This window comes from Bacillus sp. FSL R5-0659 (assembly GCF_038008785.1).
Lineage (GTDB): Bacteria > Bacillota > Bacilli > Bacillales > Bacillaceae > Bacillus > Bacillus safensis.
This window is the reverse complement of record NZ_JBBOZU010000001.1, coordinates 1,214,673-1,232,599: the sequence shown is the minus strand read 5'-3', so window position 1 is coordinate 1,232,599 and position 17,927 is coordinate 1,214,673. Positions and strand designations below refer to the sequence as shown.

Below are 17,927 nucleotides of genomic sequence, written 5' to 3'. Positions count from 1 at the left end.
GATCCTCCCTTTTTTTACTTGCTAAAAATATCTCCGAACAACCCATTTGAATCTGGGGCAAAGTAATGGAAGCCCGCACCAGTTAAACTAGCAGCCAGCGCTGTCCACATCATTAAGCTGACGGTCATCCACACAGCGACTTGCTTTCTTTTCGTTCCAAAGCTCATGCACATCAGGGCCGCTAAATGACTGCCGATGATAAAAGGACCAATGAGCGCTAATCCAGGCAGACCGTATCGTTCCCAAATTTTTCTCGCCCGCAGCTGCTTTTTCTCTCCTTTTTCATCACCTTTCTCTTCCTTTCTCTTTAACCACCATGCTTTAAACCGGTCCACAAACACAATGAGAAACAAGACTGTGAGAAAGTTGCCGATGAATCCAATCACAGCTGTTGTCACAGGATGCAGTCCACTTAAGATTGCGAATGGAACGACACCAATCACTTCAAAAAAAGGCAAAGCAGCCAATACAAAAACGAGTACATACCCCCATACGATATCCAAAAACAGAACCCCTTTTCATTTTTGTCCTCTCCCCATTGTAATGAAAAACACAATTCCATTTCTACATTTTTTTAGAAAAAGAAAAGCACATCTGATCGGATGTGCTCAGTTTACATTCGTATTTTCATTTTTCTTATTTGCCCGGCGCAGGACAATGAGCATAAGCCCTATTAAAATCACAATAGACAGCAGACTTTGCAGTAAAATCACACTTGGTGACGTCCAGCCAATCCATTCGAATATGAGCTGCGGTCCGAAAAAGATGAGCGGAATCAATGAAACGACATTCGCCTTTAAGATTGCATTGAATACAACGATACATAGCAGCATGAGCAGAATGACGCCCCATCTTTGTCCTGAAGTAAGTACAAGTAATGGCGTGCCAAGTTTTTGATCCAAAAGTTTGATTGTCACCATTGCTGTCAGCTGGAAAATTCCTAATATCCAAAAATAGAGAAATGCCCTGCGGCTTGTTTGAAAAGCGGTCGCTCTAAACATCACAATGATCATGATAACATTGGCCACTAAAACGATTGGATATCCAATCAAAGCAAACCAAGAATACGATAAACTTTGACTGATGGCATCTGCTAACATCATGTAAAAAAGTGACCCAATTAAAAAAGCACTGACAAACGGCACCCAGTCTTTATGATTTCCTGACAGCTCTTTTGAGAGTTCATCAGCATAGCTCCGCGGATCTCCGCCGAACACATCCTCTCCTGTTTTGCCGTCTTTTTCAGCCTCAACTGCATGTGTGGTCAATTCGTCCATCAGCTCATCAATCTCATCCTGATTTTTTCCCTTTGATATGAGATAAAGTTGCAGCTCTAGTAGAATGTGTCGTGTTTCTTTTGATACCATAATCTCACTTCCCTTTTAGTAATAAGCAGTTTACATTTTTCGAAAGCTCATTCCAGCGGGCAATAAACTGTGTGAGCGCTTGTTCCCCCGCTTGTGTGAGCGTATAGTATTTCCTTTTCGGCCCGCTTGCTGACGCTTTTGTGACAGTGGTCACCAGCTGTTCCTTTTGCATTCGCAGCAAAATTGGATAGATACTGCCTTCACTTATTTGATCAAACCCATAATGCGCGAGCTTCTTCGTCATTTCATACCCATAAATTTCACCCTCAGAAATAATCGACAGCAGACAGCCTTCTAAAATCCCTTTTAGCATTTGTGTGGATGTTGTCATGATAGTTCCTCCGATTCCAGTACCTTGCATCACAAGATAGCTTCATCTTACCATACACTATCTTGCCATGCAAGATACCGTACTAGAAAAAAATCACCGCTTAAAGGGTGATTTTTACGCCCAAGGTTTATCTGTCCCAAGTGCGTCAGCAAGCGCCTTACTATGTTTTCGGCGGCTTTTTCTTTCCTCTGCCCGCTGCTTCGCTGTTTGATGAAGCATGATCTCTTCTTCTGTTTCCGGCATCACCTGCGGGACTCGTTTAGGCTTTCCGTTTTCATCTAATGAGACAAATGTCAGAAATGAAGTCGCTGCGAGCCTGCGTTCTCCAGACATCAAGTTTTCTTTAATGACTTTGACGAACACTTCCATAGAAGACGTGCCGACCCATGTGACATAGGATTCCAAGCATACGGACTCCTTTTGTCCAATCGGCTCTAAAAAGTCAACAGAATCCATTGAAGCTGTGACCGTTTCACTGCGGCTGTGTCTTGCTGCCGAGATAGAGGCAATGTCATCTATATAGCTCATTAATTTCCCGCCAAATAACGTTTGGTGGTTATTCGTATCGAGAGGGAATACCCTGCTGGTTTTAACAACTTTCGATTCCTTGCAGTATTTGAAATTTTCTTCACTCATCATCATAGCTCCTTCTTGCTGTTTTCGTAGATGCGGAACGACTTTTATTAAACACTATTCTTTTAGGTTTGTCTAAACTTTTTGCTTTAGTCTTATGTGAGAGATTTTCTTTCGGAAATGTTTCAACCATGACAAGAAGAAGGAATAATAGAACTATGAACGAACAAGGAGGCCATTTGATGGATTCGATGAGAGCAGAGCAATTATACAAAATGCCGCAATGCATGAGTGAATACGACGATTTAGAAGAAGTTCTTTTATGCAGTCCTATTTATATGGAAATCAAACAAATTATCAACGAAACACAGAAACATTTTGCGAAAGAAAATATTTCTCAAATGAAAGCAGTCGCTCAGCATAAGCAATTGATCCAAACACTTAAAGATCATCAAGTACGGCCCATCCTGCTCCCAGCGAATGACCGCTTCCCTGAGCAAGTCTTCACTCGGGATATTGGGTTTACGATTGGACATACACTGTTTGTTTCAAAGATGGCTGCTCCGGTTCGGCAAGGAGAAGAACAATGTCTAAAAGAGTGGGCACAGGCAAACGGGTTATCAGCTGTCACCTTGACAGACGGAACGATTGAAGGCGGCGATGTGCTTGTGGATCAGAACCGTGTGTTTGTTGGCACGAGCAAAAGAACTAGTCCAGCCGCTATCTACCAGCTCAAAAAGGAACTGCCGGATCACGACATCATCCCAATTCACCTTCCTCCTCACATTTTGCATCTCGATTGTGTGATGAATATTCTGTCTCATGACGAGATAATCATTTATCCTGAAGCGTTCAAGCAAAAGGATCTCCAGCTGCTCAAAACGTATTATCATTTTGTTGAAATCAGTGAACAAGAGCAATTCACACTTGGACCAAATGTTTTATCCATTGGGCAGAAAAAAGTGATCAGCTTGCCAAGCAACCAAGAAACAAATGCTGCATTAATCTCTCACGGGTACACCGTTATTGAAGTGGACTTTTCTGAAATTATTAAATCTGGCGGCTCGTTCAGATGCTGCACATTACCTATTCGGCGTTCATCTATTAAAAAAGCCAGCGTGTAGAACAGCCTGTCTACTTGCTGGCTTTTTATCTGGCTTGTCCTATTTTCTATTATATAAATGACAGGCGACTTCATGTCCTTCTTCCACTGCTTGTAATACTGGCTTTTTTTCAGCACACACATCCATCGCGGCAGGACATCTTGTTCGAAATACACAGCCGCTTGGCGGGTTCACTGGACTTGGAATTTCTCCTTTTAAAATAAACCTTTTGCGCTTGTCCTCTACGTCAGGATCTGGAATGGGGATGGCAGACAGCAAGGCTTGTGTATATGGGTGAAGCGGTGTTTGATATAATGCATCACTCGTCGTCAATTCAACGAGATGGCCTAAATACATGACACCGATTCGGTCGCTAATATATTTCACCATCGACAAGTCATGTGCAATAAAAAGAAAAGTTAATCCTTCGTCTTTTTGCAGTTTCTTCAGCAGATTCACGACCTGCGCTTGAACGGAGACGTCTAGTGCAGAAATTGGCTCATCTGCCACAATAAACTTTGGCGCTAAGGCAAGTGCTCTTGCAATGCCGATTCTCTGCCTCTGTCCTCCGCTAAATTCGTGCGGATACCGGGTGGCAAAATCATAGCTTAACCCTACCGCTTCGAGCAGTTCTTTTACGCGGGCAATCCTTTTCTTTTGACTGCCATAAAGCTGATGAATCTCCATTGGCTCCAGCATAATATCTTTTACTGACAGTCTCGGATTTAAGGAGGAATACGGATCTTGAAAGACCATTTGCATTTGCCGGTTGAAATCAAATGATTCTTTTTTAGAAAGGCGGTGAAGGCTTTTCCCTTCATATAAGGCTTCACCATCTGTTGGTTCATAAAGACGCATGAGCACTTTTCCAAGTGTGGATTTGCCGCAGCCAGATTCACCAACGAGACCAAAGGTTTCACCTTGTTTCAGCTGAAAAGAGACACCATCCAGCGCTTTTAACGTTCTCCCTTTTGATAGGTGAAAATGTTTTTTGAGGTTGTTTACTTGTAAAAGTGGTTCAACTGTCATGATCGCTCCTCCTCTCGCTTGGTAAATACCGCCTTGCACCTGCCCATTCCTTTTCATATGAAGTGCCAGAAAGGGAGAGCAGTTCAATTTGTCTGCCGGTTTTAGGCGAATGAAGCATCTTCCCGTCCCCAGCGTAGATCCCTACATGGCGGACCGCTCCCTTTCCGTTTTCATTTGCAAAAAACAACAAGTCGCCTGGTTCTAAATGGCTTGATGTCACCGGCGTTCCTTGAACTGCTTGGTCACTTGCGTCTCTCGGCAAAAGATATCCGCACGCTTTGTACATGCTGTAAGCAAAGCCTGAACAATCATAGCCAAAGCTGCTCATGCCTCCCCATAAATACGAAAGTCCAATAAATTGTTTTCCTGTGTCTACGACATCTTTGCCGGTCAAAGAGTAAGCATGTGAAACTGGGCGTACATCCGCTTTGTTGATTTCTCTTATTCCTACTGGGGTGACAACATAAAATTGATCATCTGTTTCTTTGGCTGCTGCCAGCTCTGTTAAAAAACTAATCTCCATATCGGGTTCCCCGTTTTGATAGAGCGTGGCTTTTTTCTGACAAACAATCAGAGATGCTGCTGACGCACTTCCCTCTGTTACTTGGTTTAATTGCTCAACAGGTATATAGCCTGGATAGCCTTGCGGATGTTTCCGGCTGGCCTGCTGCGGTATGACAACTTTCATCCAGCCATCTGCCTCTTCTAATCCAATCACTCGCCCGCCGAGCAGTACTTGAGATTGAATCAAATTTTCTTCACATAAAGCCAACTTTTCTTCATATGTTTGCTGGTCAATCCACTCTTTGATGTTGATGGAGTCCTGAAGTACATTTCGATCGATTTCTCTCGGAGACTGCGGCGCTGTCCATACGTTAGCGACTGGAACCTTTGATTCATATATCATCACGAGACTCCTTTCACCCCTTGAATGCCTAACCCATGATCGAGCGGTAAAAATATGTCTTTTCCTTTGTACACGATTCCTCCGTCTATCATGTCTTCTTTCAGCATAAGCGGCGCATCAAAATCGCAGCGGGTGATATTCGGCTGACTTGCGGCGAAATGTGCCGCTGCTGTAATGCCAAGCTTTGACTCAATCATACTGCCAACCATGCACTGAACACCGTATGCTTCAGCTAGGGCATTGATTTTTAGTGCTTCTTTTATGCCGCCCGATTTCATTAGTTTTAAATTGATCAGATCACAGCTTCTCGTTTCAAGCACTTTGATTGCATCATGAAAACTAAAAATGCTTTCGTCTGCCATAATCAATGTATCAGTTGCTTCTGTCACACGGCGCAGACCTTCGATATCTTCTTTCGGCACTGGCTGTTCTACTAATTCAATATTCAGTGCTTCCATTTTTCGAATGGCTGTGATCGCTTCCTTCCACGTCCATCCTTGGTTTGCGTCGAGCCTGATCTGAATGTCCGGTCCGACTTTTTCTCGAATCCGCTTGATCCGCTGAATATCCGTGTGTATGTCATCTTTCCCCACTTTCACCTTTAACGTCTGAAAGCCTTCGGCTGCGTATTGTTTCGCATCTTCTGCCATCTCGAGCGGACGGTTTACACTGACCGTATAGTCGGTTTCGAGCTGATGACGATATCCGCCAAGATATTGATAAAGCGGAAGTCCTGCCTGCTTTGCTAACCCATCATAAATGGCCATATCGATTGCAGCCTTTGCGCTTGTGTTGCTTGCGAGCACACGGTTCATAGCAGAAAAGATTTGTTCATACTCTGCCAAGGAAGCCCCGAGCAAAATGGGTCTGATCACTTCACAGATAGCATAGTCGATGCTTTCCAGCGTTTCTCCTGTAATCACCGCCGTGGGAACTGCCTCTCCGTAGCTGACGTCACCTTGATCATATGTGATGATGACGATTAGAGATGCTGCGTCATACACCGTTCTTAAAGCGGTTTTGAAAGGCTTTTTTAGCGGTACACTCGTTCTGCATGTATGAACATCCACGATTTTCATTTGATCGCCTCTTTCGCAGCAACGCCTGGAGAAATGTGCAGTTTTTTCCCCTCCGCATCTAGTGCAGCCTGCACGCCCATTGGAATGGCAAAGTTCGGTGATGAATGACCGATCCGAAAGCCGCCGAGTGCAGGTTTCTTTTGCGGCACAATATAGGTTTCCCACAGCTGTTCCAAGGTTAAGGACTGGTCTTTCTTTTTTGGTTCACATTGATGAAAATCTCCAATGATAAATCCAGCCGCATCATCCAGTTTTCCAGCAGAGGTGAGGTGCTGCATCATGCGATCGATTTTATACGGCTCTTCGTCAATATCTTCAATGAACAACAGCTTTCCCTTCGTATCAATTTCAAAAGGTGTACCAAGTGTTGTCACGATGAGGGCAAGATTCCCTCCTATGATGTCACCTGAAGCAGTGCCGGGGTAGAAGGTATGAAGAGGTGACAAGTGATGCGTATACGTAAAGGCCTTCGGGGCAAACAGCTGCAAAAAGGTATCCTTCGTATACGGATGAACCTCTTCAAGTCCTACATCAGAGGAAAGCATTGGACCATGAAAGGTCACAAGGCCGGTCTGCTGCTGGATGGCCGTATGTAAAAACGTAATGTCACTATAACCCCAAAAGATTTTCGGATTCCGGCGAATGAGATCATAGTCAATGGCTTCCGCAAGTCTTCCAGTTCCGTACCCTCCGCAGGCACAAATAACTGCTTTGACTTCTGGATCTTGAAACATGCCATGAAGATCTTCCACTCTTTCATGATCACGCCCCGCTAAATACCCGTACCGAGAATCGAGATACTTCCCTTTTTTCACCTTCAGCCCGAGGCTTTCTAAAAAGGCAATTCCTTTTGCTAATTTCAATTCATCAGGCGGGCTTGCTGGTGCAATAATCCCCACCGTATCCCCTGTTTGAAGCGCTGCTGGCAGCTGGTTCATGCCAATCCCCTCTTTCTCTTTGTTTCTTTCAATCTATGGGCATCTTCTCCATAACATGAACGAATAAAGGAACAGACGCTTTTTTCCAAAGCGTCCGTGTTTCTCATTTACTACTCTCCATCTACTTGTGCCCATTTCAAATCGATATACCCAACAGGATGGCGGACAATCCCCTTTACGCCCTCTTTTTGTAAATGGACTTGGTTATAAAAATGAATTGGAATGATCGGTGCTTCTTCCATGAGAAGTGCCTCTGCCTCATGAAGGATGCTGTTTCTCTTTTGTTCATCTGCTTCCTGGCTCGCCTTTTTAATCAGCTGATCATAGGTGTCGTTTGACCATCCCGTCCGGTTCATCGCATTCCCTGTTTGAAAGCTCTCGAGGAAATTGATCGGATCTGCATAGTCTGCTAAAAATGAACTTTGCGAGAATTGGAATTTCAGTGCCTTTTGATCTTCTGCAAATACATTGGCTTCCATGTTCGCAAGCTTCACGTCTACACCCAGCGCTTCTTTTAATTGCTGCTGGATGGCTTCAGCTTTTTTCTTGTTCTCAGGCTTTGTACTATATGTTAATGTGACGGGCGGCAGCTTCGAATAGTTCTCTTCTTTCAGCCCTTTTTCTAATAGCTTCGCAGCTTCACTCGTATCTTGTTTGACAAGATCGCCGCCAGCTTCTCTGAAATCTTCACCCTTTGAATCTAGAATTCCCGGTGAAACGAAGGCGCGGGCAGGCTTCTCTTTATTCTTTGTTACATAATCCACGATATCTTGCGGATTGATCGCCATTTGAAAGGCTTTGCGAATGTTCTTATTTTGAAAAGGTTCCATGTTCACATTCAGACGATAAAAGAACAGTCCTGCCTGATCTTCAATATGCACATCTTTATTTTTCAGCAAATTTTCACTTTGTTCTGCTGGGACGAAGGCAGTATCTAAATCTCCCGATTGATACATTTGATAATCAGTGTTGCGATCACTGATCATCAGCCACTTTACCTGATCCAGCTTAACTGATTTTTTGTCCCAATACGTCTCACTTTTTTCCATAGTGAAGCTCTCATCATGCTTCCATTCTGTCAGCTGAAACGGTCCATTCCCAACAAAGGTTTTGGCATCCTTTGCCCAGTTTGGGTCCTTCTCAGCTACCTTCTCATTGACAGGGAAAAAGGCAGGGTTTGCGGTCATATTTAAGAATGACTTCTGCGGGTATGCCAGTGTGACTTTTAGCGTTTTGTCATTTTCAGCACTGACTTTTACGTCCTCTTTCTTTCCCTTTCCGCTGTTAAATGCCTCTCCGCCTTCAATCATGTAAGCTAAGAACGATGCAGAGGAGCCTGTTTTCGGATCGAGCAGACGCTTCCACGCATATTCAAAGTCACTCGCTTTCACTGGATCACCATTCGACCACTTGATACCATCTCTTAAATGAAACGTGTACGTTTTTCCATCCTCTGAAATCTCCCATTTTTCAGCCATTGCAGGAGATGGTTCGTGCTTTTCATTCAGTCTCGTTAATCCTTCCATTAAGTTATTCAGCCCTTGCCACGATACATTATTAAAACCAATCGGCGGGTCAAATGACGTCGGTTCGTTTTCGTTATTTAAGGTTAATATTTTCTTTTCACCTTTACTACTTGATGATCCTTTACCTGCTTGCTCATTCGCTGTACATCCTGCGAGCAGCATGATGATGAACAAACAAACACTGATGATCCACCCTTTTTTTCTCATCAAAAACTCCCCCTTTGTGTTGAAGATAACATCGCTTGGTTCGCTCGCTCATCCTGGAGCCAGCAATGCACTGTATGAGTAGGTGATCGCCGCGTTTCATGCGGCATGATATGATCACACACTTTCATGGCCACCGGGCAGCGATCGGTATACGGACAGCCCTTTGGCGGCGCAAATAAATCAGGCGGGCTTCCTTCGATCGGAATCAGTTCATCTTTCATATCAAGTCTTGGAACGGATTGCAGGAGCCCTTTAGTATAAGGATGCTGCGGACTGTAAAAAATATCTCGTCTTGTTCCGACTTCAACCATTTTCCCTCCGTACATGACTGCTACTCGGTCGGCAACTTGGGCTACGACCCCTAAGTCGTGTGTGATTAAAATAATGGTGACACCTGTTTTCCTCTGAATCTCTTTAAACAGCTCTAAAATTTGTGCCTGTATGGTCACGTCCAGCGCGGTCGTCGGTTCATCTGCGATCAGCACCTTTGGCTCACAAATCAGTGCCATTGCAATCATGAGCCGCTGCCTCATTCCTCCGCTGAATTGGTGCGGGTATTGCTTTAACCTCTCCTTCGGCTGCGGAATACCAACCAAATCAAGCATCTGTACGGCGGCTTCTTTCACTTCTTTTTTCGTCAGCTTTTGATGTTCCTTCGCTGCTTCCATCAGCTGATCTCCTATTGTCAAGGTTGGGTTGAGTGCCGTCATCGGATCTTGGAAGATCATCGAGATATCGACACCTCGTATGGCGCGCATTTCTTTTTCAGATAATGACAGCAAGTTGCGGTCTTGAAACCAGATTTCTCCCTGATCAACATGCGCGCTGTATGCAGGCAGAAGCCTCATAATACTTTGTGATGTCACACTTTTTCCGCAGCCTGATTCTCCTACAATGGCTAAGGTTTCTTTTTCATAAACATCGACATTCACTCCGCGTACTGCTTGAACTGAACCGCCGTATGTTCGAAAGCTGACGTGCAGATCGATAATTTGCAGAACTTTTTTCACAGCACCATCACCTCTTCATCTTTGGATCAAGCGCATCTTGCAAGCCATCACCTAAATTGTTAAAGCAAAACATCGTGAGTGAAATAAAAAATGCCGGGAAAAATAAACGCCACCAATGTCCATTGTCTGACAGCACAGTCGGCAAAGCATCATTGGCCATCACGCCCCAGCTTGCAAACGGCGCTTGAATACCTAAACCGAGAAAGCTTAGGAACGCTTCAGCAAATATCGCGGTCGGCACAGTGAGGGTCATCTGGACGATAATCGGCCCCATCGTATTCGGCAGAAGGTTGCGGCGAATGATCCGCAGGCTTTTGGCACCAAAGGTTTTTGAGGCAAGGACATATTCCTGGCCTTTCAGCTGAAGAACCTGACCTCTCACAATTCTTGCCATTCCAATCCATCCGGTGACAGTGAGCGCTACAATAATGGTGACAAGCCCTGGTCCCATGAGCACCATCAATAAAATGACGACAAGTAAATAAGGAAGTCCATAGAGCACCTCGACAATCCGCATCATGATATGGTCATAGCGTCCGCCTTTATAGCCGGCTATGCCCCCATAAATCACACCGATGGCAAAATCAATCAGGGCTGCCATGACACCCACAAATAACGAAATGCGTGCTCCGTACCAAGTACGTGTAAACACATCTCGCCCAAGCTCATCTGTTCCGAACCAGTGAGCAGCAGAGGGCGGCAGATTTTGCATCGAAAGACGCTGCTCTGTCACACTGTTTGGCGCAAGCAATGGGCCTAAGATTGCCATGACAAAAAGAAAAATCAGGACCGATAGACTAAACATCGCAAGCTTATTTTGCTTCAGCCGCCTCCATGTATCAGCCCAATAGGAAAGAGAGGGTCTTTTAATGGCATGGGCTTCCGTTTTCTTTTGCTCTCGAGGAGAAAACCATTCGTCCGGGACTTCAGGATGCCTGTTCGGTGGATCATGCTGAAGGTGTATACTCATGCCTTTCCTCCTTTCTGATGCAGCTGAATCCTTGGATCAAGGAGACGATACGCCACATCGACAATGAAGAGAAGTGTGATTAAAATAATGCTGTAAAAAACAGTGGTTCCCATGATGACAGGATAATCACGATTGTTAATGCTCTCGACAAAGTATTTTCCCATTCCAGGAATGGCAAATATTTTTTCAATGACAAAACTTCCTGTTAAAATACTTGCGACAAGTGTTCCAAGAATGGTCACAACGGGTAAAAGTGCATTCCGAAGCGCATGCTTAAATACAATTTTTAAGGGAGAAAGTCCTTTTGCTTTGGCAGTACGGATATAGTCTTGCGACAGCACTTCAATCATGCTCGATCTCGTTAACCTGGCGATAATGGCCATTGGCCCGACAGCAAGGGCGATTGTAGGCAGCACCATATGCATTGGACTTGTCCACATCGCTGTAGGAAAGAGCTTCAAATTGACAGCAAGCTGCTGAATTAATAAGGTAGCAAAGATAAAGTTTGGAATGGATATACCGAAAACAGCAATGGTCATAGCGATGTAATCAATCAAACCATTATGCCGGAGGGCAGCCATGACCCCTAGCAGAATGCCAGAGATGACAGCAATCAATATTGAGATAAGACCAAGTTCTAATGAGACTGGGAAGCCTCTCGCCAATAGATCATTGACACTTTCAGAAGGCTTTTTAATGGAAGGACCAAAATCAAAGGTAACAATGGATTTTAAATAGATGACATATTGAACATAGAGTGGTTCGTCTAAGTGATAGTAGCTTTCGAGGTTTCGCTGGACGGTTTCGTTTGTATTTCGTTCTTCATTGAAAGGCGATCCTGGGATGACCTTCATTAAAATAAACGTTAAAGTCGTAATCGTTAAGATCGTGGCAATCATCGCAATAAAACGCTTGAGCAAAAAGCTGGCCATCTACTGTCTCCCCCTCGCTTAACAAAATGTTGTACGTGCGGCAAGCTCTGTCATGACAAGCATCGCTTGATAGGCTTCTAATATATTCTCTGCTTGGTACGTCACCATTGTTGTTCCTTCTATGATGGCAGTACCCGGCATTAAATTCGCCCATTCAGCTTGTCCATAGTTGGCAAACTCAATCTTAAGCAGCGGCTGATCAGGAGGCGTCAGCGGCTTCATTTGATCAATCTGTTTCATCGCGGCTTCCACTTGCTGCGAGATTTGTTTATTGACTTTGGCAGGGGGTAAGCATTTCACAGCAGATCTTGAGATGGTCTCTTTCACCGCTACTGTTTTCACACCAGGCATCAGCTTTTCTGCCTCTAGTGCTGCTTGATCATCCCCGCAAACAAGAATCACTGGAACACCATAGTAGCCTGCAACATACGCATTAAAGCCCATTTCACCAATTGGATGATCATTTATGTAAAAATGTCTGACCCCAAAAATCATACTGTGCGACATCACACCTTTCATTGATGCTCTTGCATGATAGCCTAAAAAAACAGCGGCATCATAGGTTTGATCCAACCCTTGCACCATTGAATAAGGCTTTACATCACCTGATATGAGAACTGCCTCTTCATGCAGTTCTTCGATCAAAAGATTATTCATTTTAGAATGACTGTCATTCACCAAAATGTCGGTGGCACCATGCTGAATAAGCGCCTCTACACAGGCATTCACTTCACCTGTCATAATACGTCTGCCCCGCTCATAGTTATGCTGGCGTGAATCAACAAATGTATGATCAGCTAGACCAGTAATTCCCTCCATATCGACAGATAGATAGAGCTTCATTCCCATCCCCCTTTAATTAAACATAAAATTTGTGTATATTTTTCTAAATTTTCTAAAAAATTATATGAGAACTTGATTGATTTTTCAATACAATGTCTGAAAATAAGGAATTTAGACTCAGATAATACAGGTCAAAAGACTATTTCAGAAAGGATTTTTTTAACAAATAAAACACCACTAACTATGTCTTTAGTGGTGTTTATCCGCTTCATTAATCTGCGATTTCAGCTGTTCATATTTCTTCATGGTTTGTGTAAATAAATCATCAAACATCTGAGGTGCCTGCTGTTGAATGACCTCAGCACCTTCTCCTGTAATTCCCCCTTTTGTCGCCACTCTATCGACAGTTTCAGCAAAGGTGAGACCTCGATCTACAAGGATCTGGCCTGTCCCTAAAAGGGCATACGTTAAAAATTCATTCGCTTCCTCTAAGGAAAGATCACTATTTCTCACAGCCGCTTTCGCCATTTCTTCAAACAGAGCGGCGATAAAACCAGGAGATGAGCTTGTCAAATTGCTCGCCGCATCAAACCGGTCTTCCTCTACCTCCCTGACGATGCTAAAAGCTGAAAGCAGACGGTGTAAACGCTCCTTGTTCTCACGCCCTGCGGCTGCACCATGCGCAACAAGGGATACGCCTGTGCCAACAGCTGACGTGAGTGTTGGGATGTATCTAGACACTGGCTGTGTTGTATGCGCTTGTAACTTTTCTAATGTCACAGCTGCTGCTACTGACACAATATGTACCGCTTTCGCTTTAGATGGCAGCTGATCTAGAACATCTAGTACAGCAAGCGGCGGCACGCAGACAAACAATATATCACATGACGCAGAAAGTTCATCTAATGAACAAATGCTGATTTCTTGATGCTTTTCTTGAAGCTGATGCAGGCGTTCCGTTTCACTTCTTGTATGGATCATGATTTGATGAGCATCTAGCACCCCATTTTCCAACCACTTTTGCACCATCATATCAGCCATACTTCCATATCCAATAATTCCGATTGTCTCCACAGTTTAAACTCCTCTATTTGCTAAGATTCACTACTTATTTTAACAATTTCCCACAATGTTTTCATTTTTATCCCACACTTTTTTCTTACGATAAAATCAGTCACCACCACATACGGTAAAACACCTTGAACACATACATGAAAAAATAAATGAAAGAGAGTGATTCGGATGACTCACAAAGATGACAAACAAACTATTGAACAACCTCAAAAACAGAAGAAGCCAAATGGCTGGTTTAAACCATTCGTCAGCGGTGTTGTGGGCGGTATATTAGCGTTAGGTGTCTATGTTCTTACGCCATATGCTCAGCATTCATCAGACAGCACTGCAAATGATTCGGCAGCGAAAACAGAAGCAGTATCGACAAATCACACGAATTTGTCAAAAACAACAGCCGTCCAAACATCAAATTCATCAAGCAGCATTTCCAGCATGGTCGAAAATGTATCACCAGCAATTGTCGGCATTACAAACTACCAAGCACAAACTCAAACAGACACGAGCTTTGGCGATTTCAGTAACCCTTTCGATGAATCACAGCAAAACAAAAGCAGTCAAGAGGAAAAAACCGGTACAGGCTCAGGAGTGATTTTCAAAAAATCAGGCAATAAAGCCTATATCTTAACAAACAACCACGTCATTGAAGGGGCAAACAAACTAACCGTATCCTTACACGATGGCAAAACCATTGAAGGAAAACTGGTCGGAGCTGATCCGCTCACTGACCTAGCTGTTGTGGAAATTAGCAGCAGTCATGTGACCAAGGTGGCGGCATTAGGCAATTCCTCCTCACTGCGTGCTGGAGAAACTGTCATCGCAATCGGAAACCCGCTTGGTGAAGACCTTTCAAGAACGGTGACACAAGGAATTGTCAGCGGTGTCGATCGAACAGTCTCTATGAACACATCAGCAGGCGAAAGCAGCATTAATGTCATTCAAACAGATGCAGCCATTAATCCAGGTAACAGCGGCGGCCCGCTTCTGACGACAGACGGAAAGGTTGTGGGGATCACGAGTATGAAAATCTCTGAAACAGGTGTGGAAGGCATTGGATTCGCGCTGCCAATCAATGATGTCAAACCAATCGCTGATCAGCTTCTCGCAAAAGGAAAAATTGAACGTCCATATATCGGCATCAGCATGCTGGATCTCGAACAAGTTCCAGATGTGTATCAGAAAGAAACACTCGGACTTAAAAGCAGTCAGCTCGATCAAGGCGTGTATGTCAAAGAAATCGCCGCTGGCTCACCTGCCGCCAAAGCAGGCTTAAAGTCAGAGGATGTCATTACCGCCATCAATGGAAAACAAATCAAAACTGGCAGCGAATTACGTCACGAGCTATACACGAATACAAAAGTAGGAGACACCGTGAGCATCACCCTCATTCGAAACGGAAAACAAGAAACGAAACAGGTCACATTAACACAATCTGAATCTAAGCAAGTCAGTTCCTAATGAAAAAACAGCTCAGTTATGAGCTGTTTTTTTATGACGATTGAATTGGCGTTAATCTTTGTTCAATTTCTGCTCGTTTATGCTCTAGGAATGGCGGAAGGGCTAATTGATCGCCAAGTACATCCACCCCTTCATCAACTGTAAACCCAGGACCATCTGTTGAAATTTCAAATAAAATACCATTTGGCTCTCTAAAGTAAAGAGCTTTAAAGTAAAAGCGTTCTACAACACCAGAGTTCGTAAAGCCTGCTTTTGATATTTTTTCATACCATTTTTCAAGCTCTTCTGCATCCTTCACGCGGAATGCGACATGATGCACACTTCCTCTGCCGGAACGTTCAGAAGGCCCTTCTGTTTTTTCAATCACATGAATTTCTGTTCCAGCACCGCCATTTCCTGACTCAAAAATGGTCACGATCTCACCATCATTTGATTGTTCACGTGCTCTTTCGGTGAAACCAAGGATGTCTGTTAAAACACGGATCGTCTTATCAGCTTCTGCAACAGTTAATTCAACTGGACCTAAACCTCTAATCGCATACTCTGCAGGGATATCGTCATGCACTGGCGGTGAGCCTTCTTCTTGTGCGTTCGGTTCTACTGTTAAAAACAGCTGCTGCCCTTCTGGATCTTTAAAACGCAAGGCAGGTCTTCCGCCTCTCAAGGAAGCTGTTTCTTGCTGTACGCCTTTATCTTCAAACCGCTTTTCCCAAAACGTGAGTGCCTCTTCAGAAGAAACGAGAAGGCCTGTGCTTGTGATCGCATTTGTCCCTTCCAAACGGCGGGCAAGCATTGGAATCTCAAAGAATGTAAGCTCTGTTCCTGGTGAAGCAACCTCATCTCCATAAAACAAGTGATACATAGACGGGTCATCTTGATTGACTGTTTTCTTTACAAGTTTCAAGCCAAGAATTTGGCGATAGAAATCAACATTCTTCTGAGCATTGGCTGTTAACGCAGATACGTGGTGAATCCCATTGATTTTCATTATTTTCACTCCTATTTTTAATTATCTCGAATTCGAGATAATATCCTTATGAATAAAATAGTTCATTTTTCAAGAAAAGTCAACCATTTAACTGTACGTTTACTGGATGTTCGGTTTCTGGACATTAAATTAACATTAAATCGAAAATAATCTTTTATTGTTCGTTTTTAACACAACATTCACCCTAATATCTCCAATAAACGAACACTTTCAATCACAAATACGAAAATCAGAAAATTTTTTTAATTCTTGTTTTCCTAAAATCGTATTACAATGAACAAAATACATGTCACAGTAACGTACGAAAGTGATGCAGGAGGTCGTGTGTAATGAACAAAGAACAACCAGCGTTAAAACAAGACATCGGCTTATTTTTCGCCCTATCTCTTGTCATCGGGACCATTATCGGGTCAGGCGTCTTTATGAAGCCAGGCAACGTCCTTTCCTATTCAGGGAGCTCAGACATCGCATTATTCGCTTGGCTGTTAGGTGGAATCTTAACCCTTGCAGGCGGACTGACTGTCGCTGAAATTGGTACACAAATCCCGAGAACCGGCGGTTTATACGCCTATCTTGAAGAAGTGTATGGTGAATTTTGGGGCTACTTATGCGGCTGGGTACAGATTATTATTTACGGACCCGCCATCATTGGTGCACTTGGTCTTTATTTTGGTTCATTATTAGCCAATTTATTTTCGCTTTCGACTTTATGGTCTACAACGATCGGCATTATCACCGTTTTATTTTTATGTATCATCAACATCATGGGAACAAAATACGGCGGATTTGTTCAGGGGCTGACCACTATTGGAAAGCTTGTCCCGATTGCCGCTATTATTGTGTTTGGCATATGGAAGGGTAACGAAAACATCTTCATGGCTGTCAACGATAGTATCGCTCAAATGAACTTCGGTGCAGCGATTTTGGCTACGTTATTTGCTTATGATGGCTGGATTTTACTTGCTGCGCTTGGTGGAGAAATGAAAAACCCTGAGAAACTGCTTCCTCGCGCGATGGCAGGCGGAATTTTAATTGTGACGGCTTGTTATCTCTTTATTAATGTCGCACTTTTGCACGTGCTCCCAGCTGATCAAATCGTCCAGCTAGGTGAAAATGCGACGAGCACTGCTGCTACCATGCTCTTTGGACCAATTGGCGGGAAAATCATTAGTATTGGGATCATCATCAGCATCTTTGGCTGTTTGAACGGAAAGGTTCTTTCATTCCCACGTGTGATTTTTGCAATGGCAGAACGAAAGCAGATTCCTTTCGCCAACGCGATTTCCCGTATTCACCCAACGTTTAAAACACCTTGGATCGCTGTATTTGTGCAAATTTTGATCGCCATTGTGTTTATGATCGTCAGTAATCCCGAGAAGCTCTCTGAAGTATCGATTTTCATGATTTACATCTTTTATGTCATGGCCTTTTTCGCCGTCTTTAAGCTGAGAAAACAAAACAGCGGAATGAAGCGTGCGTACAGTGTACCACTTTACCCGCTGACACCAATCATTGCGATTATCGGTTCATTATTCGTCTTAATCAGCACCATGATCACCGATTGGAAAAGCTGCCTGATCTCCATGCTGATCGGGATGGCTGGACTGCCTATTTATTATTATATGAAAAAAACACAAAATAAAGCAGAGCACTAA

General features: G+C 43.7%; 18 protein-coding genes. 3 read left to right on the top strand and 15 right to left on the bottom strand.

What is annotated here, in order from left to right; translation table 11 throughout:
* Window positions 1-14: 14 nt before the first annotated feature.
* The 4 genes from NSQ72_RS06185 to NSQ72_RS06170 form a co-directional block, all read right to left on the bottom strand.
* A complete protein-coding gene (locus NSQ72_RS06185; protein ID WP_039177994.1) occupies window positions 15-503 on the bottom strand; it encodes a small multi-drug export protein in 489 nt (162 codons plus the stop codon).
* A 105-nt stretch (window positions 504-608) separates the two neighbouring features.
* Window positions 609-1,367, bottom strand: a complete 759-nt coding sequence (locus NSQ72_RS06180; protein ID WP_341083599.1) for an HAAS domain-containing protein — start codon at window positions 1,365-1,367, stop codon at window positions 609-611.
* A gap of 4 nt (window positions 1,368-1,371) precedes the next feature.
* The gene (locus NSQ72_RS06175; RefSeq protein ID WP_047203033.1) at window positions 1,372-1,698 is read right to left on the bottom strand and encodes a PadR family transcriptional regulator; all 327 of its coding nucleotides are present in this window, start codon (window positions 1,696-1,698) and stop codon (window positions 1,372-1,374) included.
* Between the two features lie 114 nt (window positions 1,699-1,812).
* Entirely contained in the window at window positions 1,813-2,334 is a 522-nt protein-coding gene (locus NSQ72_RS06170; RefSeq protein ID WP_008346212.1) for an acyl-CoA thioesterase, read from the bottom strand.
* Between the two features lie 179 nt (window positions 2,335-2,513).
* Between NSQ72_RS06170 and NSQ72_RS06165 the strand changes: the two genes are divergently transcribed.
* Window positions 2,514-3,395: a dimethylarginine dimethylaminohydrolase family protein gene (locus NSQ72_RS06165; RefSeq protein WP_341083598.1), complete on the top strand. Its 882-nt coding sequence runs from the start codon at window positions 2,514-2,516 to the stop codon at window positions 3,393-3,395.
* A 39-nt stretch (window positions 3,396-3,434) separates the two neighbouring features.
* Here the strand turns inward: NSQ72_RS06165 and NSQ72_RS06160 are convergent, their stop codons facing one another.
* The 10 genes from NSQ72_RS06160 to proG all read right to left on the bottom strand — a co-directional run bounded on the left by NSQ72_RS06160 (window position 3,435) and on the right by proG (window position 13,829).
* Window positions 3,435-4,403, bottom strand: coding sequence for an ABC transporter ATP-binding protein (locus tag NSQ72_RS06160; protein ID WP_144495115.1), 969 nt, complete (start codon window positions 4,401-4,403; stop codon window positions 3,435-3,437).
* The gene (locus tag NSQ72_RS06155; protein ID WP_144464801.1) at window positions 4,393-5,310 is read right to left on the bottom strand and encodes a C40 family peptidase; all 918 of its coding nucleotides are present in this window, start codon (window positions 5,308-5,310) and stop codon (window positions 4,393-4,395) included. Before NSQ72_RS06155 ends, NSQ72_RS06160 begins: the two co-directional genes overlap by 11 nt.
* Window positions 5,310-6,389, bottom strand: a complete 1,080-nt coding sequence (locus NSQ72_RS06150) for a dipeptide epimerase (RefSeq protein WP_058838946.1) — start codon at window positions 6,387-6,389, stop codon at window positions 5,310-5,312. The genes NSQ72_RS06155 and NSQ72_RS06150 overlap by 1 nt, the downstream gene beginning before the upstream one ends.
* Window positions 6,386-7,327, bottom strand: a complete 942-nt coding sequence (locus NSQ72_RS06145) for a S66 peptidase family protein (RefSeq protein ID WP_058838945.1) — start codon at window positions 7,325-7,327, stop codon at window positions 6,386-6,388. Before NSQ72_RS06145 ends, NSQ72_RS06150 begins: the two co-directional genes overlap by 4 nt.
* A 110-nt stretch (window positions 7,328-7,437) precedes the next feature.
* On the bottom strand, window positions 7,438-9,060 hold the full coding sequence (locus tag NSQ72_RS06140) for a peptide ABC transporter substrate-binding protein (protein ID WP_099663192.1): 1,623 nt from the start codon (window positions 9,058-9,060) through the stop codon (window positions 7,438-7,440).
* Window positions 9,060-10,070, bottom strand: a complete 1,011-nt coding sequence (locus tag NSQ72_RS06135; RefSeq protein WP_064498349.1) for an ABC transporter ATP-binding protein — start codon at window positions 10,068-10,070, stop codon at window positions 9,060-9,062. Before NSQ72_RS06135 ends, NSQ72_RS06140 begins: the two co-directional genes overlap by 1 nt.
* Before the next feature lie 7 nt (window positions 10,071-10,077).
* Window positions 10,078-11,040 (bottom strand): ABC transporter permease, encoded by a 963-nt coding sequence (locus tag NSQ72_RS06130; RefSeq protein ID WP_058838943.1) that lies wholly within the window; start codon window positions 11,038-11,040, stop codon window positions 10,078-10,080.
* Window positions 11,037-11,972: an ABC transporter permease gene (locus NSQ72_RS06125; RefSeq protein ID WP_039177974.1), complete on the bottom strand. Its 936-nt coding sequence runs from the start codon at window positions 11,970-11,972 to the stop codon at window positions 11,037-11,039. The genes NSQ72_RS06130 and NSQ72_RS06125 overlap by 4 nt, the downstream gene beginning before the upstream one ends.
* 18 nt (window positions 11,973-11,990) lie before the next feature.
* Window positions 11,991-12,815 carry a M55 family metallopeptidase gene (locus NSQ72_RS06120; protein ID WP_047203042.1) on the bottom strand — a complete coding sequence of 275 codons (825 nt, stop codon included), beginning with the start codon at window positions 12,813-12,815 and terminating at the stop codon, window positions 11,991-11,993.
* 189 nt (window positions 12,816-13,004) lie between these two features.
* Window positions 13,005-13,829 (bottom strand): pyrroline-5-carboxylate reductase ProG, encoded by an 825-nt coding sequence (gene proG, locus NSQ72_RS06115; RefSeq protein WP_341083594.1) that lies wholly within the window; start codon window positions 13,827-13,829, stop codon window positions 13,005-13,007.
* Between the two features lie 168 nt (window positions 13,830-13,997).
* Here proG and NSQ72_RS06110 point away from each other — a divergent pair, with 168 nt between their 5' ends.
* Window positions 13,998-15,284, top strand: coding sequence for a S1C family serine protease (locus NSQ72_RS06110; protein WP_268474495.1), 1,287 nt, complete (start codon window positions 13,998-14,000; stop codon window positions 15,282-15,284).
* A gap of 31 nt (window positions 15,285-15,315) precedes the next feature.
* Here the strand turns inward: NSQ72_RS06110 and NSQ72_RS06105 are convergent, their stop codons facing one another.
* The gene (locus NSQ72_RS06105; protein WP_047203045.1) at window positions 15,316-16,272 is read right to left on the bottom strand and encodes a ring-cleaving dioxygenase; all 957 of its coding nucleotides are present in this window, start codon (window positions 16,270-16,272) and stop codon (window positions 15,316-15,318) included.
* Window positions 16,273-16,601: 329 nt separating this feature from the next.
* On the opposite strand from NSQ72_RS06105, the gene NSQ72_RS06100 reads away from it, so the two are divergent.
* Window positions 16,602-17,927 carry an APC family permease gene (locus tag NSQ72_RS06100; protein WP_039177966.1) on the top strand — a complete coding sequence of 442 codons (1,326 nt, stop codon included), beginning with the start codon at window positions 16,602-16,604 and terminating at the stop codon, window positions 17,925-17,927.